The sequence below is a fragment of the Pseudomonas sp. GL-R-26 genome, assembly GCF_019947365.1.
In the GTDB taxonomy this organism is placed as follows: Bacteria; Pseudomonadota; Gammaproteobacteria; order Pseudomonadales; family Pseudomonadaceae; genus Aquipseudomonas.
The window spans coordinates 139,280-159,518 of the sequence record NZ_JAGYGI010000016.1; the positions used below are offsets into that span (position 1 = coordinate 139,280).

Sequence of the window (20,239 nt, forward strand, 5' to 3'; positions counted from 1 at the left end):
CTTTAAGGATTCAATATAAAAAATAGGTAATCAGATGGCTTTGGCCGCCACACCCCCAAGGATAGACGGCAATTGCAAGGACTCAGCTCAATATGGAGATGGTCCCAAGGTATTTCAAGGCGCGCGGCAGATTGTCGCAATCCAGACTGTCCAGCCAATGCAGATCAGTCCAACTGCGCAGCCAGGTGAACTGGCGTTTCGCCAATTGGCGCGTGGCAATGATTCCACGCTCCTGCATCTCGGCTGACGTCAGCTTGCCATCCAGGTAGTCCCAGACTTGGCGGTAGCCTACTGCACGTATAGACGGCATCCCGGCATGCAGGTCACCTCTATTACGCAGGGCTACGACCTCGTCAATGAATCCCTGTTCCAACATTAAAGTGAATCTTTGTTTAATTCGCTCGTGAAGTACCTGACGATTTGCCGGAGCAATGGCCAAGTTCGCGACAGTATAGGGCAATTGTTGGTGTCCCGAAGCGGCTGCTTCAGTACTTTGCACAGATTGTTGCAATCGTAGGGCGGTCATGCTTTGACCGCTGACACGATAAACTTCCAGTGCTCGACTCAATCGCTGGGGATCGTTCGGATGTATTCGCGCCGCGGACTCCGGATCGATCACCGCCAATTGTTCGTGCAAGGCTTGCCAGCCAAGGCGTGCAGCCTCTTCTTCGATTTGCGCGCGGACCTCGGGATCGGCGGCCGGCATATCTGCCAGGCCTTCAACCAAAGCCTTGTAATAGAGCATGGTGCCGCCCACCAACAGCGGAATTTTTCCGCGCGCGGTGATATCGGCCATGGCTTCCAGGGCGTCACGGCGGAAATCCGCAGCCGAATAGCTCTCGGCCGGGTCAAGAATGTCGATCAGGCGATGCGGGTATTGCGCCAGCAGCTCTTTGGAAGGCTTGGCGGTACCGATGTCCATGCCACGGTAGACCAGCGCCGAATCGACACTGATCAACTCGCAAGGCAGGACCTTGGTGAGCTCGATCGCCAGGTCGGTCTTTCCGGCGGCGGTCGGGCCCATCAGGAAAATCGCAGGTGGGAACTGGCTCATCAACGACCGCGCAAGAACAGTTTGTCCAGATCGTCCAGGCCCAGTTGGGTCCAGGTCGGTCGGCCATGGTTGCATTGACCGCTGCGCTCGGTGTTTTCCATGTCACGCAGCAGACCGTTCATTTCCGGCAAGGCCAGGCGCCGATTCGCACGAACCGCACCGTGGCAGGCCATGGTCCCGAGCAACTCGTTCAGATGTGCCTGAATGCGGTCGCTGGTACCGAACTCCATCAGATCAGCCAGGACGTCGGCGACCAGCCGGTTGGCTTCGGCCTGCTTGAGCAGTGCCGGGATCTGCCGGATCGCCAGGGTTTCCGGGCCCAGGCGCTGCAATTCAAAGCCCAGGCGCTGGAACCAGGCGACGTGCTCCTCGGCGCAATCGGCTTCACGCTGACTGACGGCCAGGGACTCCGGCACCAGCAATGGCTGGCCGCTCAGGCCCTCACTGGCCATCGCCACCTTCAGACGCTCGTACATGATCCGCTCGTGGGCGGCGTGCATGTCCACCAGCACCAGGCCCTGGGCGTTTTCCGAAAGAATGTAGATGCCCTTGAGTTGTGCCAGCGCATAACCGAGTGGCGGGATATCGTCCTGCCCGGCCGGCAGCGCGACGGCATTGGCCTCGGGCAGCGGCGCAAAAAACTCGCGATAGGCGGCCTGTGCTTCGGCGACAGGCACACCGGACTGCGGACGCGGCGTGTATTGATACTGATAACCCGCGCCAGCTCCCGAACCCGCCGGAGCATTGAACGACGGCTGAGCCTGGGGCTGTTCCAGTAGCGCATTGGCGGCCAGGCGCATTTCGCCCTGGGGCCCGAATTCACCGGCTTCGAGGCCGGTAGGCCGGACAATGGCCGTAGCAACCGGTGCCGCCAGTTGATCGTCCGGTCGCACATCGCCCAAGGCGCGGTACAGGGTGCCGTAGAGGAAATCGTGAACCATGCGCCCTTCACGGAAGCGCACTTCGTGCTTGGTCGGGTGCACGTTGACGTCGACGCCGGTCGGATCGACTTCGAAAAACAGCACGAAGGTCGGGTGCCGGCCGTTGAACAGCACGTCGCGATAGGCCTGGCGTACTGCATGGGCCACCAGTTTGTCGCGCACGGCACGGCCATTGACGAAGAAATACTGCAAATCCGCCTGGCTGCGGTTGAAGGTCGGCAAACCGACCCAGCCCCATAGATGCAGGCCGTTGCGCTCGATTTCGATTGGCAGTGCCTGCTCCAGGAAACCCGGACCGCAGATCGCCGCCACGCGCCGGGCACGGGCCGCATCATCATGGGCCTCGTGCAGGCTGAGGATGGTCTTGCCGTTGTGGCGCAGATGGAACGCCACATCGAAGCGCGCCAGGGCCAGGCGCCTGATCACTTCTTGCAAGTGATCGAATTCGGTTTTTTCGGTCTTGAGAAACTTGCGTCGCGCCGGCGTGTTGAAGAACAGGTCGCGCACTTCCACCGAAGTGCCCACCGGGTGGGCCGCAGGCTGCACGCGGGGCGCCATGTCACGACCCTCGGTCTCGACCTGCCAAGCCTGATCGGCGTCGCGGGTTCGGGAGGTCAGGGTCAGGCGTGCGACGGAACTGATCGATGCCAGGGCCTCGCCGCGAAACCCCAGGCTCATGACCTGTTCGAGGTCTTCCAGGTTACGGATCTTGCTGGTGGCGTGACGGGCCAGGGCCAGCGGCAGGTCATCGGCGGAAATGCCGCTGCCATCGTCGCGCACCCGCAGCAGCTTGACGCCGCCCTGCTCCACATCGACGTCGATGCGTTTGGCGCCGGAGTCGAGGCTGTTTTCCAGCAGCTCCTTGATCACCGAAGCCGGGCGCTCGACCACCTCACCCGCGGCAATCTGGTTCGCCAGTCGCGGGCTGAGCAGCTCGATTCGAGCGCCGCTGTTCACAACCTGATTCATTCTTTGGCCGCCAGTTCAGTGCCCGGAATCGTCAGGTGCTGACCGATCTTGAGTTCATCGCTCGACAGGTTGTTGGCGCTGCGCAGGGTCGCGGGCGATACCTGATAGCGCACGGCGATCATCGCCAGGGTCTCGCCCGGGTTGACGCGGTGGTCACGCGGCCCCTGCACAATCTTGCCGGAATCGCGCAGCCAGGCAATGTAAGTGCCCGGCGGCGGGTTCTGCTGGAAGAACTGGCGCACGCCACTGCTGATCGAACGCGCCAGCGCCTGCTGGTGGCTCGACGCCGCAAGCTTCGAGGCTTCGTTGGCGTTGGAGATGAACCCGGTTTCCACCAGGATCGACGGAATATCCGGCGACTTCAGCACCATGAACCCGGCTTGCTCAACCCGTTGCTTGTGCAGCGGTGTCACCCGGCCGATGTTGCTCAAGACTTTCTGGCCAACGTTCAGGCTGGAGGTCAGGGATGCCGTCATCGACAAATCGAGCAATACGCCAGCGAGCATGCGGTCCTTGTCATCGAGGCTGACGTTGCCGGCACCACCGATCAGGTCGGAACGGTTTTCGCTGTCGGCCAGCCAGCGGGCAGTCTCGGAAGTCGCGCCGCGATCGGACAGGGCAAACACCGAGGCACCGAACGCGGCGGCGGAAGGCGCGGCGTCGGCATGAATCGAGACGAACAGATCGGCGCCTTTCTTGCGGGCGATTTCAGTACGGCCGCGCAGCGGAATGAAGTAGTCGCCGGTACGGGTCAGTTCGGCGCGGAAGCCTTTCATGCCGTTGACCTGCCGTTGCAATTCACGGGCGATAGCCAGTACCACGTCTTTTTCCTGTTGACCACGGGAGCCCGAGGCGCCCGGGTCTTCGCCGCCGTGACCGGCGTCGATCACCACAATGATGTCGCGTTTGCCGGCCGGAGCCGGCGGCAGCTTGATCGCCGGTTCCGCAGGCGTGACCGGCACGGCGGGCACCGTGGCGACCGACGGTGTCGGCGCCGGAGGAGGCGCGGCGTCTGCGGCGTTATCGAACAGATCGACCACCAACCGGTTGCCGTACTGAGCGTTCGGCGCCAGGGAGAAGCTTTTCGGCGTCACGGCCTTTTTCAGGTCGATGACCACCCGCAGGTCGGTCGGCGTGCGTTGAGCCGAGCGCATGGCGGTAATCGGGGTGTTCGAGGTGTTGACGTTGAGCGGCGCACCAAGGGTCGCTCCATTGATGTCGATGACCAGGCGATCCGGAGCCGTCAGGGTAAAGACGCTGTGTTGCACCGGGCCGGTCAGGTCAAACACCAGTCGTGTGTTGTCCGGTGCCCGCCACAGACGAACACTGTTGACCTTCGAATCGGCCACAGCGTCGACGGTCACCGCCAAAAACAACACCCCTACGGCAGCCACCAACGCGCGAAAGCGCATACCTAACCCCATCATCTATTTGGATTCCAATGCCAAAGCGGCACACCAGGCCTCGCCACGCGAGCCCTGGGATAAAATTTTCAGCGAACGCCCGCTGTCTTGCGGGCTAATGGTAATGGTCAGGTCAGCCTTTGGCAAAAAGCCTGCACCTTTATCGGGCCATTCGATCAGACACAGGGCATCGTCTTCGAAGTAGTCGCGAATACCGAGGAACTCTAGCTCTTCCGGATCGACCAGACGGTACAAATCGAAATGGAAGGCGCGAATGTCACCGATCTCGTAAGGCTCGACCAGGGTGAAGGTCGGGCTTTTGACTGCCCCGACATGCCCCAGACCGCGGATGATGCCTCGGGACAACGTGGTTTTGCCCATCCCCAGGTTGCCCTCAAGGAAAATCAGGCCATGGCCTTGGGTGATTCGGGCAATGCGTGCGCCAAAGTCGCTCATGGCCTGCTCATCAGTCAGGTACAGGGTTACTTCAGACACGGTGCTTGCTCCTCCAACAACTGACGAATGGCTGGAATCAGATCACTGGCCGCCAGCCCACGGCCGAATTTTCCTTGTTGCTCGCCGGCATTGGCGTGCAGCCAGACCGCCAGGCATGCGGCATCGAATGGCTCCATGCCCTGGGCCAGCAATGCGCCGAGCAGACCGGCCAATACATCGCCCAAACCGGCGGTGGCCATGGCCGGGTGCCCCTGACGACACAGCGCCAGACGCCCATCGGGATGAGCGATCAGGCTGCCGGCACCTTTCAGTACGACGACAGCTGTATATTTTTTACTCAAGGCATGGGCTGCGGCGGGACGGTCAGACTGAACGTCGGCAGTGCTCACCCCAAGCAAACGTGCCGCTTCGCCCGGATGCGGAGTGATCACGCAATTGCCGGGCAAACTCACACGCTCCTCGGCCAACATGTTCAGCGCATCGGCGTCCCAGACTTGCGGCAGCGGTGCATTGGCAGCGGCCGACAACAAGCTGCGCCCCCAGCCAGCCTGGCCCAGCCCCGGACCGACAACCAACACAGAAACTTTTTGAAGCAAACCCATCAACTGATTGGACGACGAAGTGCCCAGTACCATCGCCTCGGGGATCCGCGCCAGCGCGGCGCACACATGTTCGCTGCGAGTCGCCACCGACACCATGCCCGCCCCGCTGCGCAGCGCACTTTGCGCGCTCAGCAGAATCGCGCCACCCAACCCACGGTCGCCACCGATCAGCAACACATGGCCGAACTTACCTTTATGGGAAGCCTGTGCCCGCGCCGTTGGACGCTGCAGGTTAGCAGCGGTCAGGCGACGGGCGGTGAAAGCAGCGCCTTCTATCAGCTGTGGGTCAGCGTGCAAGTCGTTGAACAGCAGTTCACCGACCACATTGGCCGCCTCGCCGGTGAACAACCCCACCTTCAAGCCAATGAACGTGACCGTCAGGTCGGCATGCACGGCATGACCAAGGATGCGCCCCGTATCCGCGCACAATCCTGACGGAATATCCACCGCCGCAACCGGCAGCCCGCTGGCATTGATCGCGGCGATGGCGCTGGTATACGGCTCACGGACATCGCCGCTCAGACCAGTGCCAAGCAAAGCATCCAGCACAATGCCGCGCAATCCGGATTGTGCCGTCCAAGGCTCGATGAGCACATTTTGAGACACCGCCTCGGCATGGGCCAACGCCGCATCACCCTGCAAGCGCTGCGGTTCCCCTACCGCCAGCACCCGCACCGACCAACCGGCACGCTGGGCCAATACGGCCACCAGATACCCGTCCCCGGCGTTGTTGCCATGTCCGGCCAGCACGCTCAGTTCGTTCGCTGTCGGCCATTGCCGCACCAGCGCCCGCCACGTCGCTCGCGCCGCGCGCTGCATCAATTCGAAGCCCGCTGTGCCGGCGGCAATCAGGCTCGCGTCGAGTGCTCGTACCTGGGCGGCGCTATACAGCGCGTCGGGTAATTCATCTTTAGTGTGCGGCATGCGTCTTCGGGCTCCGATGTCTGGCAGAATTATACGCACCTCAGCTCCGGTTTCTCTCGTCTCATGCCCGCTATTACCACAGACCTGCCTGCTCTCGCCCAATCCATCAAGGACTGGGGTCGCGAGCTGGGCTTCCAGCAAGTCGGCATCAGCGGCCTCGACCTGGCCGAGCATGAGCAGCACCTGGAACGCTGGCTCGAAGCCGGCTACCACGGCGAAATGGACTACATGGGCGCCCACGGCAGCAAACGCTCGCACCCGGAAGAGCTGGTGCCGGGTACGTTGCGCGTGGTTTCGCTGCGCATGGACTACCTGGCCGGCGACACCCAAATGGCGAAAGTGTTGGCCCAACCGGAAAAAGCCTACGTCTCCCGTTATGCTCTGGGCCGTGATTACCACAAGCTGATCCGCAAACGCGTGCAACAACTGGCGGAAAAAATTCAGGCCGAGATCGGCCCGTTCGGCTTTCGTGCCTTCGTCGACAGCGCGCCGGTGCTGGAAAAAGCCATCGCCGAACAGGCGGGTCTTGGATGGATCGGCAAAAATACCCTGGTCTTGAATCGCAAGGCAGGCAGCTATTTCTTCCTCGCCGAACTGTTCGTCGACTTGCCGCTGCCGGTCGACCCGCCCCACGCCACCGAACACTGCGGGCGGTGCAGCGCCTGCCTCGACATCTGCCCAACCAACGCCTTCGTCGGCCCCTATGTGCTGGATGCCCGACGCTGCATTTCCTACCTGACCATCGAACTCAAAGGCGCGATCCCTGAAGACTTGCGGCCGCTGATCGGCAACCGGGTGTTCGGTTGCGATGACTGCCAGATCGTCTGCCCATGGAACCGCTTCGCCCGCCCGTCCGGTGAAAGCGACTTCAAGCCGCGGCACAATCTGGACAATGCCGGGCTGGCGGAACTGTTCATGTGGGATGAAGAGAAATTTCTCAGCAGCACCGAAGGCTCGCCGCTGCGCCGGACCGGTTACGAAAACTGGTTGCGCAACCTGGCGGTGGGGCTGGGGAATGCGCCTTCAACGATCCCGGTGCTGGAGGCGCTGAAGGCGCGACGGGAGTATCCGTCGGAGTTGGTCAGGGAGCATGTGGAGTGGGCGCTACGCCAGCATGCCGAGCGGCAGGCAACGCCGCTGTAACCTGCGCCAATGTAAACAAATCAGGGATGCCCGCCGATTTGCAGGATCTGCACTTCGTGGCTTCTGTCGTGGATCGCGAACGAAACACGGTCCTTGCCTCCGATGCGCACCGTCCATTGATTATTGGCGCCACTCAGTTTCTTGAAAAACGGGTCATCCATCAGCTCGGCCGCCTGCTTGGGATGAAGCCCCTGATCCAGACCGCCTTTGAACTTCTCCCATTCGCCCCGGTAGGCCGGCTTCAGGTCTGACGGGATTGACTCGTCACCAATACCGGTTCGCGTCCACCGCGTCGGGGTACTCGGACCGCTTTCACCGGCCTGGGCTGCCTTCGCGGCCTTTTTGGCCCCCTTGCCCTTGACGATGCCCGAGGCTTTTTTGGCCTTTCCCATCCCGCTGGCCATCGCCTTGGCCGCCGCTTTTGGATCGCTGCTCAGCCCCGACTTGTAGGCCCCGGCCAGCCTGTTGCCTGCCTTGACCGCACTTCGACCCAAGGCACCTACCCCGCAGGCTGCGGACAACCCGCCCGTGACCAGACTCGCCCAGCCCAGTGCGTCACCAACGCCAGAGTCCGGCGCAAGTTCATCCACGACAATCCCGGAAATTGCTAACGCGGTCGATGTGGCGGCGAGCGATATGCTCAACAATGCCAAGGGCGTGGCCGCGCCCAGGGTGACAACACTGAGAGCCAAGCCGGCAACGGACAAGGCGATGCCAAGCAACGATTGCCAAATGTGCCCGGTCGGGTCTACTCGGTTAATCGGGTCGCCCGCGCAGTAGGCATAGGGGTTCAAGCCACCGGTGCCGAAGGGACTCAGGTTGTCCGGGCTGATAAATCGCATCAGCGCCGGGCTGTAGGCCCGATAGCCATTACCCAGCAGATACAAACCGGTCTGCGGATCGAGTGATTCGCCGGCGAAACGCAACAGGCTGAACAGCCCGCCTTCCGCCGGACGATGTCCATAAGGGCTGTAGGCCAAATGGCGACTCTGTCCAGCCAGAAGCTCGGTCAGCGTGGTCTGTTGCTGATCGATACCCAGCAAGCGAACGCCGGCAGCGTCGCCCTTGCGGTCCTGGCCCAGCAAAATGTCGTCCTGACGCAATGAAGTGCTGGCGTCCGGACCACAGATTTCGTTGATCGCCCGCCCGGCCCGGTAGAAACGCTGGATCGCCGTGCCTGACGGCTGCGACAGTTCCGCCAATTGATCCCGCGCATCGTAGTGATAGCTGCGTACCACCGCCCCGACGGCACCCGCCACCTGAGTCAGGCGCCCTAACGCATCGTAAGTCAGCCGACGCGCTTGTTCGTCGACGATCAAGTGACCGTTGGCGTCGTACTGCAACACGACGGGCGCCGGGTAATCCGCATGACTGTTGCGAATGCCCGTCAATTGGGTCGGATCACTGGCGCTGAATTCGAACAACGCGAGATTGCGGCCACCGGGAAATTCGGTTTCCAGGGACACGATGTTGTCGAAGGCGTCGAACACATAGCGCTGCCGGATGATTTCTTTGCCCTGGGCGTCCAGCGGTCGTTGTGTGCCCGTACAGGAATAGTTGCCAAGCCGGCCGCGCGAGTCGTAGGAGAACTGCTCGCTGCGCACGACTTCATCTCCCTGCTTCAGGGTCTTTTGCGCCAGCTTCCCCGCCAGGGTGTAGCTCGACGACAGGGTCCGCGTAATGCCACCACTCACTTCGAATGTGCGCGTGACTTCACGCCCCAGATCATCGTAGATCAACCGGGTCACCATCGAACCCTGGCCATCGGTTGCTCGTGCATCAACGGTCGACAGTTGCCCCAGTGCGTTGTAGGCAAACGTGGCTTTGAGCGCAGGCTGCGCAAAGGATTTCGGGCGCCCTTGTTCGTCGTATTCAGTCTTGTGTTCCTCACCCAGCACATCGGTGCAACTGAGCGGCCGACCGAGCAGCGTATACGTGTAGGAGAGGCTCTTCTCGACCGCCTCCACCTTCAAGGTCTCACGCTTGAGACGCCCGGACCGGTAGTACTCCAGTCGGGTTTCGCGCTGTTGCTCGACGCACTTGGTCAATTCGCCGAGTCGCGGGTGATACTCGTAACGGGCCAACAGACCGGTCGCCTTGCGCTCCTTCACGCGGCCACCCAAGTGGTGCTCATATTGAAACTCGATCCGCTCGCCGCTGGGCATCTGCTTCCAGGCTGGCTGGCTGAAACCGGCCTCGTATCCGGCATCGGTCGTCCGGACGCCACAACGGCTCTGAACCAGGCGCCCAAGTCCGTCAAAACGTTGTTGCCCCAGACTGCGACCGGCCAGCGTGACCTCAATGGGCAAGGGCTCATCACTATGAGCGGCATATTCAGTCTGCACCACATGAGCATCGGGTAGAACGCTGCGGGTCAGGCGATTGAAGACGTCATACTCGAAAGTCGTCCGGTTGCCGACCGGGTCGGTCTGCCCGACACTGCGGCCCAGTCCGTCGTACTCATACTGATGCTTACCCTGGCGTTGCCCGCCGGTATCGAACAGCTCAACGCTGTCGGGTTTTCCGAATGCGTTGTAGGTGGTGACCGACTTGCCCATGCCCTCCTGCCATTTCGCCTCCTGCCTGCTGACCGGATCATAATCGCAATGTTCCTGGCGACCATCGGGGTGGACTGTGGTTTTGAGTTGCCCCCAGTCATCGAAATCGAAATGAGTGTTGAGCATTCGCGTCTGCCCCGGCCACCAGTCGGTCAGCGTTTCGTCAGTCAATTGTCCTAGCCTGTCGTAGCGCGTGGCATAAACCTGGCGAAACTCACCCAGTGTTGATTGATCGGCATCCTGCTCATCGATCGAGATCACCCGGCCAAGACCGTCGAAGCAGGTCTTTTGCTGTACGCCGTTGACATCCGTCGTCAGCGTCGCCGCCGGCACATTACCAATGCTCGGCAGTTGATATTGCGTACTGCGCGTCACCGCGAAGGCCGATGTGGAAGCGACCGTTTCACTCAGCACGCGACCGAGGCCGTCGTAGGTGTATTCGACTTGCCCTTCGTCTTCGCTTTGCTCCGCCAACTTCAAGCCGTTGAGTGTCGAATACGTCAGGGTAGATGTTTTGCGGGCGCCATCAAAACTGGTCTCAATGGTTTTCAGGTCGAGCGAGACATCGTTGAAGGTGTAGTAAAACTCGGTTTCATTGGCCATACCGTTACGGGTGGTGGTCTGTTTTTTCAGCAGACCGTGACGCAGGGTGTCCGTTGGCTGATCGACATACATCAGGTCGACCTGTGAACACCGGAGGTCACCGGCCGTCGCCTGCTCATAAAGCACTTTCTGCTCAAGGACTACATCGTGACCGGCCTGCCCGGCCTGCCCGAGCGAACGGTAGCGAAAGCGAACCAGCATAGTCGCGGCATCGGCAAAACCTGATGCGGGGAGCACGGTTCTTTGCTTTTCAAAACGCACAAAACCCAAAGGATCAGCAGGGCAACCGTCAGCACCCGCCGCCGGATAAAACTCCGAAAGGGTGACAACGCCGTTCGCTTCCACCTGTTTGAGCAGGTTGCCCCAGGCGTCAAACTCGGTCTTGATCACTTCTTCGCGAGAGGCCCCGGTCTTGCGATTGTCATAGCGCAGCGTCCGGGCCTTGGGCATCCGAAACTGCGCCGGCTGCCGATCGAAGCTCTTGCCGGGCTCAAGGTGGTACTCAATCGATTGGGACGTCAGCTTCTGATTGCAGGTCCTCACTTGCGCGACCAGCAGATGGTATTTGTTGTAGGTTCGCTTGATGGAACGGTGCACCACGGGCCCCCTCATCAACGTTTCGGTTGAGGCATAGTGGTAATCCGACGAGCTCTGGTAAAGCGTATCGCCGTCTTTGGACCAGCGGATATCCGGGTCATCAAAGCCCAGGAAATTCTGTCGCGAGTAGGTGTAGTTCGTCGTGATTGCAGGCTGCTTTTGCCCGGGGAACACCGTGTGTGAAATCACATAGGGAATGGCGGGGACCGGCGCTCCCGGAGGAAAGCGATGGCCGTCACTCTGGTAGCGAATCAACTCACGGGCGCCCAATGGCGAGGTCATTTGTGTCAGGCACTCGAGCCCCTTGATGGTCTCGTAGGTCATCGACCAGAGCCCACCGTCCGGCAAACGAATGGTGGACACTGCATCGTTAGCCAACTTCAGTACAAAGGTCGCTTCGCATGGAGTACCGGGATTCTGGGTCAGTCTCACCTGCCCTGCGGTGCGGGTGATGCTCAGCAACGTCCGATGTTCGTCTCGCACCGCCGCGAGGACCGGCTCACCATTGATCGCCGTGTAATCGAGCAGGATCGCCGTACCATTGGCGGCAACGATCTTCATTGGTACCGCCAGATCGCTGTCGCCATAAACACGCAACTGCTCACGCAAACCACTCTTGTGCACAACGTCAAAGCGCCCTGGACCGGAGCGCTGAACTTTGAGCGTCTCCAGCTTCAACTCATCAAACACCAGTTGCGTTGATGTCTGCCGCGCCTTGTAACGCTCCCCCGCCGACAGCGTGAACATGCCACTGACGATGTCGTAACGGGTCAATGCCAGGGACCAGCCCTGCCCCAAACCGTCATCGCCGCCATTGAGCGGGCTATAGAAAAGCCTGACCGGCAAGGATGGGCCGTTCATGACTCCGGAGGTCAACTCGCCCAGCGTCAGAGAACAGGTATAGATACCCGTACGGGGATCGACTCCCCCGGCCAGAAAACCTTCAAAGTTGAATGCCGCAGAATGAAAATTCTCCTGTTTTAAAGCAGCCATTTGAACTCCTTTCAAATGTCATGTGCGAATGGTTCTTCATAAAGCTGAAAAACCGCCGAAACCTCGACTCAACCTCTAACCAACAAAAACTCATTGCTTTGAATATCAACAACCAATGACAGATGATGAGTGTTGCCAAACTCATCCAACGCGGTAAAAAAGAAAGGGTCCAGCCTCAGCTCTTCACGACTGAATTTATACACCGGAGGAATACCTTTAAAAGCAACCAGTTCTCCGACGCGTTGAATAACAGGCAACCTGACACCGACAACATCAACTTCTGCTGCTCGTACGGGAAGCATTATCCCCGTAAAAGACCTTGAGCCCCGAAGCGATGTAAGCATGCCTGTGTAGCAAAACTTGACCGGCCATCGGCCCGACTCACCGTACTGATGAGTATCCCAATCAATCAGCTTTACTTGTTGCCCGCCCAAGTACAGGCCAAGGTCATAACGGAACAACCGGACACCATTCCATGCACCGAAGATTTCATGCGACCTCCAGGAAAACAGTTCATGACTGTATTCCGGACTCCGCTCAGCACTAACGACAATGCTTTCATTATTCATTGTACCGTCAGGGTTCACCGTATTGTTGCTTCTATAGACCTTGCCCTGCACCGTCACCTCAGCCGCAATATGCAATTGCCCTATCTCTGAAGATGACACCCAGAACTCAAGCGGGGTGCCCGTAGTTCCGCCAGTCCCTCCAGTGGCTGGAGTCGTTCCCGGCATGTCATGGGCATATCTGTTCTCCAGTACACTTACGCTCCAGCCTGGCACTGGCACGCCTGCATAGGCGTCCTGTGCCAACGGCTGGCCGTCATGAAACCGAATCAGCCGTGTACTGATCAAGTCCGGAAAATACTGCAAGGGCACCGGCGCACCGGACTGGTTGACCGCGACGACAAATACCAAGATCCGGACTTGCATCCTGCCGTTGGCAAAAATTCTTTTAGACTCGACTCCGGGAGCGTCGAATCTTACTTTCAGGCTCGATATCGTAATTTCACCCTGGGTCGAATAACCCGCCACTGTTGGTTTTTTCATATCGCTCATAAGTCAGCCTCATTATTTATCAACGTCATTTAATTCAGACCCTGGCATTAACAAAAAACCCAGAACCCGCATTACGCTGACAACCAATAGCAAACAGCTTGCGTCATTTCAACCGACTAAAATGAACGACCTAAACACCTACAGAAGACAAAACCAGACACTGAACTACAGGTTATTTCCAAAACCAAAAACATTGTTTCCATGCATCTTTAGCCACCCAAATAAACATCAAACAACAATATTCAATTTTCCTCATCGGACACCTCACTGGGACTACCCACCCCACTATCATCAACCTCGGAATCACTCGATGATTCACTCTCACTAAAACCCTCAACTCCATCATCAACCTGAATCAATAGTTTTCTGTCGAGACTGGAGTTTTCAGCATATGCAGCAATACGAATATTGCTCGACTCACTCAATGGGTTGTCAGCAAAGTTGTATTCGACCTCGCGCACGTCTTCGACCTCGAACAATTCGTCCGGCAGTTCCACGATTTGATTGCCGCTCAAGTCGGCATAGCGCAGTTTTTCCAGGTCAAACAACCCTTCAGGGACTACCGTCAACTCCGTTGATCTGAGTCGCAACTCCTCCAGCCCCTTCATGTGCCCCACATGCAGCGTCACCCCCAACGGGTTGTTGTCCAGGTCAAGCCGTTCAAGTCGCTCCATGTGCGCCAGACCGTCCACGGACGCCTCGTCCAAACGCAGATGGCAACCTTCGAGACTCAGGCTGACCAATTCGCGCATACGCAAGGCTGCACCTGGAAACCTGTCCAGTCGCAAACCTTTGAGGGCCAGAAACCTCAGGTTGGGGAAATTTTCGAGGAAATCGCCCATGAGCAGATACGGACTGTCATTGATCAGCAGGAACTCGGAAACATGGCTGAAGTCGGCCGTCACCTTCGGTAGCTCGCCGAGCATATCCAGCCTGGAATAAAACCGGCCGGTATCAAAACGATTGTGATCAGTGAGCTGCCGACGCCAACTCGCCTGCACGGTCTGAGCAAACAGCGTCCGGCGCTGGCGCTGCACGGCGACCTCTCCGGCATTCAGGGATGTCCCGGTCAGCGGGTGAACGGCAGGGACATCCGCGGCCCAGGTCTCCAGGTCATTGACCAATGTAAGGAGTTCACCTTCCAGGCGAGCCACCGCCCCTGATGGATCGCCGGACAGGTGCTCTCGACGCATGATGTCGAGTTGCTCTTCGTCAAGCGTTGGAAACAGCCTTCGAAGACGCTGGGTGATTGACCCGGCCTCCGCTGGAGGACTATCGCCACCGCCCAGCAGATAACCGGTACGACCGATAGCCAGCCGCATGGGAGAGCGACTGCCAGGCTCCAGTGGTGGCTGCCCAAACAGTGCCCTCACTTCAGGGCGAGGCAGCAAGGGAAGACGCCTGAGCGCTTGTTCGAGATCGCGGCCCTGACCTACATGCGGCAGGTCCAGAGCATCGCGCCATGTCTGCGGAAGTGCATGCTGGATCGCGCCAAAAAGATCGTCGGGGCCGTGCAGTAGCTCGCCCCGCTCATCATGGGCCTCATATAGCCCACCCCGCCTGACCAACACTTTACGAATCGGCGTGTCGACCGCCCCAATACTGTCCAGCAGCAAGCCTTCGAAGTGCCCGTCACGCACCTCCAGGCGAATATCGGCTTTCCAGCCTTCCAGGGACTCGAGCATGTGCAAAGCCAGTCTGTCGGTGTCTGCGCTGGATAACGCATGCAGGTAAAGCCCTTCACAGGCGCGGTTAAGCCGTAACTCGCGCAAGTAAAACAACGCCTCATGCGCTATGCGCCGAGGCATTCCCGGCCTGTTCAGCAGGTGCAGTCGTTCGGCGGCGCTGGCTTCACGCCATAGCTCTTGAGCAATGGTTCGAGGCAGATCCGGAAAAATCCGGCGCATCTGCTGAGTATCCATATCCGCCGCCGACTCGAACACCTCTTCCATAAACGTGAACAGCGACGTTCGGAATTCCTCTGTCCATCGAGCCATCCTCTTACGCAGCAACGTGGCTCGAACATGCCGCGCTGGTAGCGGGTCGTCCGGTGCCGGGCTCAAACCCAGAAGATGTTTCTGCTCGCGCTCGTCAAGGACGTCCCACAAGGCTTCCAATAGATGGCCATCGCCTGACTGACCTTCGGGCAGACTGACCTGCTGCATCTGCAACAAACGTTTTTGCAGTTGAACTTCAGCCTTGGCATGGATGTCCGGATCAGAGCTGAGCATTTGCTCTCGAAAAACCTGAATGCGCTGATCGAGTTTGAACCGTCGGATCGTATCTTCCAGCAAGGCTGGTGGGCGATGTGCGTGAACATGCAAGTGCCGCAACATGGCTTCGTCGATACCGCTGACCGTCAGGATGCGTCGCGCCGTCTCGTCGGAGAATTCCGCAACCGAGTGCCCCAGGCGCCGGAACAGTCGTGCACCTTGCCACTCCATTGGGCGCTCGACTTCATGGGCCCAGGCGCCTTCGCCGTTGTGGGTCAGGCGCGGCCGATAGGCGTTCGGCCGCTCCGGGTGGCGCACGTGGTAGGCGCTGCTGTCAGGGTCGACAGCCACTTCATAGGTGCGACTTTCAAGCGTGAGGAAAGTCTTGCCAGCGTGATGCTCAAGCCCCAGTTCGTCCGTAGCACCTCCCGTCGGTAGCGAGAGAGGTTGCTCATAAGGCGCGAGGTCGGGACTCCACAAACGAGTGCGGCCATCGTGCAGTATTACCGGTTTGAGCCCCTCGATAAATGCCGATGGCTTGACCGCCAGAACCCTGCCAACCACGGCCGCCGCCGTTCCGAAGGCCGCAAGCTGCGCCAGATTTTCGGCAATGCCCAGCAGATGATCGGCCGCCTCGGCGACCTGTCCCTCGGCCCAATCGAGAATGCCGGTGAAGGTCTCGTCCAACAGTTGATAGGCTGTGTAGGCCAACATCAACTCGCCCGCGAAAGGCACGAACGGCATGGCTACCAGGGTGGCGACCTGAAGGATGATGGATGCCACCCTCTGCACACTGTCCCAAAACGCCCAGCGCGACTGGCGGTCTTCGTCCGCCGTGGGCACAGCGATGGTGCGTGCATCGTTGAGGATTTTGTTGAGCGCGCCCTGGTACAGCCATTGCCACGGGTCACTCTGAACCTTATGCACGTGAAATCGCAGTACGGGTTTATCAATTGGCGTATTGCGCCAGGCAGGTCGTGGGTCTGCTGGTTGCGGGGGATGCCACTTCACAACGTTCAATTGCTGGTCGAGCGCGGCAAAAAATGCCCCGCGCTGCTCATGGGCGATAAACCGGGCAAAAAACCTTTGGTAGGCCGGTGAGCGCAGTTGCTCTGTCAATACTGCCTTGAACGCCAGCGTCGACGGATACTCCTTGATCGGGTGCTGTGGATCATCGGGTATGTACACCAAAAGCGGCTCAACCCTGGAAGAACGCTCCAGATCACCCGCCAACAGCATGATCCCGGTCAGCCGGGCCGTCATGATCTGCAATTGATAACAATGCATGGCCGGGCTGCGCACGCCATCAAGCAGGCGCAGCAGCAAGGCCTGTGAATCCGCGCCGATATCCCCGTTCATCCGCGCCAACAACACAGCCGCTCTGAACGCGTCCTTTTGACTGCTTTTGACTCTGTATTCAAGGCCGGCTTTGGCTACCGCATCCTTCGGTAATAATATGGCTTCCAATTGCTGTGAGTACTGGCCACCGATATCCAGGTCGCGACAAATCGAAATAAAAACATCAATACCTATTCGCTCATTAATCGACAGTACATTGAAGTGGCCACGAGTATCGGGCTCGCTGATAAAACAGGAAGCACTGTCAAAGTAATTCGCCGCCGATTCTTTCATTTCGAAGTTATGCAGAGCGGCATCAAGCAGGGAAAGGGTTTTAACTTGATACCCCTTCACAATGCCCGTTGGCAGGTAGAGTCGCAGAAACGTTCGGGAGACATCCAGCTCAACACCAAAACGATCTTTCAATGCCTTCTGGAGCAAAGGCTCGGCAAACCGACGGACATCGGCAAGCGGCTCGAACACTCTATCCAGCCTGGACTGCGACAACCAGGCAGTCTTGATAGCTTGAGCCAGGGTGGCGTGAGAGGCCTCTGATGCGGTTCTGTACCAATCAGCAACGGCGACAGGCGCTCGACGTAGCGCCAAGCGTCTGTGAGCTGATGCCTGGATTAGCCAGTCCGGGATTTTTTCTTCGATGAGTCGATTACGACTATTACCAGTGCAACTCTCTGAACATGCATCAACCATTACAAGTAGCCTATAAACTGAAATGAAAAATCAGTTTATAAAAAGTAATAGTTCATAAAGTGTTAAATAATTACCGCACATTTTCTTGAAGCAGTAAGAGTCACAACACTCACTGCTCGTCGTTATAAACAAACTTTGGCATTTCCCAGTGAAAGCGGATCGCCAGCAAGCGCAGCAAAAATCCACCGAACAGGGTGATCAGAATCGATTGTTCACCGGGTAATTGCAGGTAGATACACAGCATGTAACACCATGCCGCCGCAAACGAAACGCTGGCATAGAGCTCACGCCGGAAGATCAGCGGAATATCGTTGCAGAAAATGTCCCGCAGGATGCCGCCGAAGACGCCGGTGATCACGCCACTGACGGAGGCGACCAACATGCCATGGCCCATTTCCAGGGCGGTGATGCAGCCGATCAGGGTGAACGCCACCAGGCCCATGGCATCGAGCACCAGGAACAGAGAACGCAGATGCCGCATCCAGCGCGCCGTGAACACCGTGATCATGGCGGCAGCCGTGGTCAGCACCAGGTATTCCGGGTGTTTGACCCAGGTCAGCGGGTAGTGCCCGAGCAGCACATCGCGCACCGACCCGCCACCCAGCGCCGTGACGCAAGCGATCAGCACCACACCAAACCAGTCCATGCCACGACGGCCGGCAGACAGGGCTCCGGTCATGGCTTCGGTGGTGATGGCAATCAGATAGAGCATCAGCAGCATAGTGGCGGTCCTTGCAGAAAGGCGCGCAGTCTACTGACTTCGCTGGAGCACCAAAAGAGGGCAGACACACCCTGTGGCGAGGGAGCTTGCTCCCGTCCGGCTGCGAAGCAGTCGTAAACCAGCACGCGCGGCTTGCCTGATAGAACACGCTGGCTGGTTTAGGGCCGCTGCGCGCCCCAACGGGGGCAAGCCCCCTCGCCACAGAAGCCCTCGCCGGGCATCTTCAAGCCTTGATGAAATGCTTGCGGTAGTGCTGCAACTCAGCGATGGATTCACGGATATCGTCGAGCGCCAGGTGGGTGCTGCCCTTCTTGAAGCTGTCACGCACGTCCGGTGCCCAGCGCGCAGCCAACTCTTTGAGCGTGGACACGTCGAGGTTACGGTAGTGGAAATAGCTTTCCAAAGATTTCATGTGGGTATAAAGGAAGCGACGGTCCTGGCAGATGCTGTTGCCGCAGATCGGCGATTTGCCCTTCGGCACCCACTTCTCCAGGAAGGCGATGGTTTCGGCTTCGGCTTCGGCCATGCTGATGCGGCTGTCGCGAACCCGCTGGGTCAGCCCGGAACCGCCGTGCTGACGGGTGTTCCACTCATCCATACCGGCGAGGATTGCGTCGCTGTGGTGAATGGCGATCACCGGGCCTTCGGCCAGGGTGTTCAGGTCACTGTCTGTGACGATGGTGGCCATTTCGATGATGACGTCGGTGTCCGGGTTCAGACCGGTCATTTCCAGGTCGATCCAGATAAGGTTCTGTGGGTTTTGCATGTGTCGGCTCCTAGGCAATGCTGCGCAGTTTAGCCTAGGCCGGTAGCCGGGCGTGCTAAACTCGCGGCCGTTTTACCTAATCGCTGCATTCTTGATACGGAACACCCATGGCCAAACGCCAACTCAATCGTCGTCAAAACTGGCGCATCGAAAAGATTCAGGGCGAACGCGCTGCCCGCGCCGCCAAACGCGAGTCCTCGGCTGTCGAGGCGCTTGAGGGCGGCGATCTGGGCCCGGAACAGCACGGCCTGGTGATCGCGCACTTCGGTGTGCAGGTCGAAGTCGAGGCCCGCGACGGCGAACTGGCCGGCCAGGTATTCCGTTGTCACCTGCGCGCCAACCTGCCGGCGCTGGTGACCGGTGATCAGGTGGTCTGGCGTGCCGGCAACCAGGGCATCGGCGTGATCGTGGCACAACTGCCGCGCAACACCGAGCTGTGTCGCCCGGACAGCCGTGGTCAGCTCAAGCCTGTTGCGGCGAACGTCGACATGATCGTCATCGTGTTTGCACCGCTGCCCGAGCCCCACGCCAACCTGATCGACCGCTATCTGGTGGCGGCCGAGCATGCGGGCATCAAACCGCTGTTGCTGCTGAACAAATTCGACCTGATCGACGAAAACAACGCTCCTGCGCTGAATGCCTTGCTCGCCGTATACCGCACCCTCGGCTATCCGGTGCTGGAAGTGTCGGCGCATCATGGTAACGGCATGGAGCAATTGCAGACGCAACTGGACGGGCGCATCAGCGTGTTCGTCGGCCAGTCCGGTGTCGGCAAGTCGTCGCTGGTCAACAGCCTGCTGCCGGATGTCGAAACCCGCGTCGGTCCGTTGTCCGAACTGTCTGGCCAGGGTACGCACACCACGACGACCGCGCGCCTGTTCCACTTCCCCGGCGGCGGTGAGCTGATCGACTCCCCGGGTATCCGCGAATTCGGCTTGGGCCACGTCAGCCGTGCCGACGTCGAAGCCGGCTTCATCGAGTTCAACGATCTGCTCGGCACCTGCCGCTTCCGTGACTGCAAGCATGACCGCGAACCCGGTTGCGCCCTGCTCAAGGCCCTTGAAGACGGCCGCGTGCAGCAGCAACGGATGAACAGCTACCGCTCGATCATCGCCAGCCTGCCGGAAAACGGCTACTAAACAGACGTGCCGACCGCCCTGCCTGCAGCGGGGCGGTCGGCACGTCTGTTTAG

At 59.3% G+C, this 20,239-nt stretch carries 12 protein-coding genes; 2 read left to right on the forward strand and 10 right to left on the reverse strand.

Annotated features, from left to right (window positions below; genetic code table 11):
* Window positions 1-82: 82 nt before the first annotated feature.
* From miaA to KGA96_RS18310, 5 genes are read right to left on the reverse strand one after another with little or no spacing between them, the layout of a single operon-like run.
* Entirely contained in the window at window positions 83-1,054 is a 972-nt protein-coding gene (miaA, locus tag KGA96_RS18290; protein WP_223514138.1) for a tRNA (adenosine(37)-N6)-dimethylallyltransferase MiaA, read from the reverse strand.
* A complete protein-coding gene (gene mutL, locus KGA96_RS18295; protein ID WP_263287030.1) occupies window positions 1,054-2,964 on the reverse strand; it encodes a DNA mismatch repair endonuclease MutL in 1,911 nt (636 codons plus the stop codon). Before mutL ends, miaA begins: the two co-directional genes overlap by 1 nt.
* Entirely contained in the window at window positions 2,961-4,391 is a 1,431-nt protein-coding gene (locus KGA96_RS18300) for an N-acetylmuramoyl-L-alanine amidase (RefSeq protein ID WP_411741591.1), read from the reverse strand. Before KGA96_RS18300 ends, mutL begins: the two co-directional genes overlap by 4 nt.
* Window positions 4,392-4,862, reverse strand: a complete 471-nt coding sequence (tsaE, locus tag KGA96_RS18305; protein WP_223514153.1) for a tRNA (adenosine(37)-N6)-threonylcarbamoyltransferase complex ATPase subunit type 1 TsaE — start codon at window positions 4,860-4,862, stop codon at window positions 4,392-4,394. It abuts the gene before it with no gap.
* The gene (locus tag KGA96_RS18310; RefSeq protein WP_223514156.1) at window positions 4,850-6,349 is read right to left on the reverse strand and encodes an NAD(P)H-hydrate dehydratase; all 1,500 of its coding nucleotides are present in this window, start codon (window positions 6,347-6,349) and stop codon (window positions 4,850-4,852) included. The genes tsaE and KGA96_RS18310 overlap by 13 nt, the downstream gene beginning before the upstream one ends.
* Window positions 6,350-6,412: 63 nt before the next feature.
* Between KGA96_RS18310 and queG the strand changes: the two genes are divergently transcribed.
* Entirely contained in the window at window positions 6,413-7,492 is a 1,080-nt protein-coding gene (gene queG, locus KGA96_RS18315) for a tRNA epoxyqueuosine(34) reductase QueG (protein WP_046039815.1), read from the forward strand.
* A gap of 20 nt (window positions 7,493-7,512) precedes the next feature.
* Here the strand turns inward: queG and KGA96_RS18320 are convergent, their stop codons facing one another.
* The 5 genes from KGA96_RS18320 to orn all read right to left on the reverse strand — a co-directional run bounded on the left by KGA96_RS18320 (window position 7,513) and on the right by orn (window position 19,047).
* Window positions 7,513-12,243: an RHS repeat-associated core domain-containing protein gene (locus KGA96_RS18320; protein ID WP_223514159.1), complete on the reverse strand. Its 4,731-nt coding sequence runs from the start codon at window positions 12,241-12,243 to the stop codon at window positions 7,513-7,515.
* A gap of 68 nt (window positions 12,244-12,311) precedes the next feature.
* A complete protein-coding gene (locus tag KGA96_RS18325) occupies window positions 12,312-13,301 on the reverse strand; it encodes a hypothetical protein (protein WP_223514162.1) in 990 nt (329 codons plus the stop codon).
* A gap of 242 nt (window positions 13,302-13,543) precedes the next feature.
* Window positions 13,544-17,335: a leucine-rich repeat domain-containing protein gene (locus tag KGA96_RS18330; RefSeq protein ID WP_223514165.1), complete on the reverse strand. Its 3,792-nt coding sequence runs from the start codon at window positions 17,333-17,335 to the stop codon at window positions 13,544-13,546.
* A 334-nt stretch (window positions 17,336-17,669) separates the two neighbouring features.
* Complete coding sequence (locus KGA96_RS18335; protein ID WP_046039809.1) at window positions 17,670-18,281, reverse strand: trimeric intracellular cation channel family protein; 612 nt, start codon at window positions 18,279-18,281, stop codon at window positions 17,670-17,672.
* A gap of 223 nt (window positions 18,282-18,504) precedes the next feature.
* Window positions 18,505-19,047 carry an oligoribonuclease gene (gene orn, locus KGA96_RS18340; protein ID WP_046039808.1) on the reverse strand — a complete coding sequence of 181 codons (543 nt, stop codon included), beginning with the start codon at window positions 19,045-19,047 and terminating at the stop codon, window positions 18,505-18,507.
* A 107-nt stretch (window positions 19,048-19,154) separates the two neighbouring features.
* Here orn and rsgA point away from each other — a divergent pair, with 107 nt between their 5' ends.
* Entirely contained in the window at window positions 19,155-20,186 is a 1,032-nt protein-coding gene (gene rsgA, locus KGA96_RS18345; RefSeq protein WP_007978809.1) for a small ribosomal subunit biogenesis GTPase RsgA, read from the forward strand.
* Window positions 20,187-20,239: the final 53 nt, after the last annotated feature.

Excerpts from the sequence above, each read along its gene's own strand:
- miaA (WP_223514138.1), bottom strand. The coding sequence starts at position 1,054 with ATGAGCCAGTTCCCACCTGCGATTTTCCTGATGGGCCCGACCGCCGCC.
- mutL (WP_263287030.1), bottom strand. The coding sequence starts at position 2,964 with ATGAATCAGGTTGTGAACAGCGGCGCTCGAATCGAGCTGCTCAGCCCG.
- KGA96_RS18300 (WP_411741591.1), bottom strand. The coding sequence starts at position 4,391 with ATGATGGGGTTAGGTATGCGCTTTCGCGCGTTGGTGGCTGCCGTAGGG.
- KGA96_RS18310 (WP_223514156.1), bottom strand. The coding sequence starts at position 6,349 with ATGCCGCACACTAAAGATGAATTACCCGACGCGCTGTATAGCGCCGCC.
- queG (WP_046039815.1), top strand. The coding sequence starts at position 6,413 with ATGCCCGCTATTACCACAGACCTGCCTGCTCTCGCCCAATCCATCAAG.
- KGA96_RS18320 (WP_223514159.1), bottom strand. The coding sequence starts at position 12,243 with ATGGCTGCTTTAAAACAGGAGAATTTTCATTCTGCGGCATTCAACTTT.
- KGA96_RS18325 (WP_223514162.1), bottom strand. The coding sequence starts at position 13,301 with ATGAGCGATATGAAAAAACCAACAGTGGCGGGTTATTCGACCCAGGGT.
- KGA96_RS18335 (WP_046039809.1), bottom strand. The coding sequence starts at position 18,281 with ATGCTGCTGATGCTCTATCTGATTGCCATCACCACCGAAGCCATGACC.
- orn (WP_046039808.1), bottom strand. The coding sequence starts at position 19,047 with ATGCAAAACCCACAGAACCTTATCTGGATCGACCTGGAAATGACCGGT.
- rsgA (WP_007978809.1), top strand. The coding sequence starts at position 19,155 with ATGGCCAAACGCCAACTCAATCGTCGTCAAAACTGGCGCATCGAAAAG.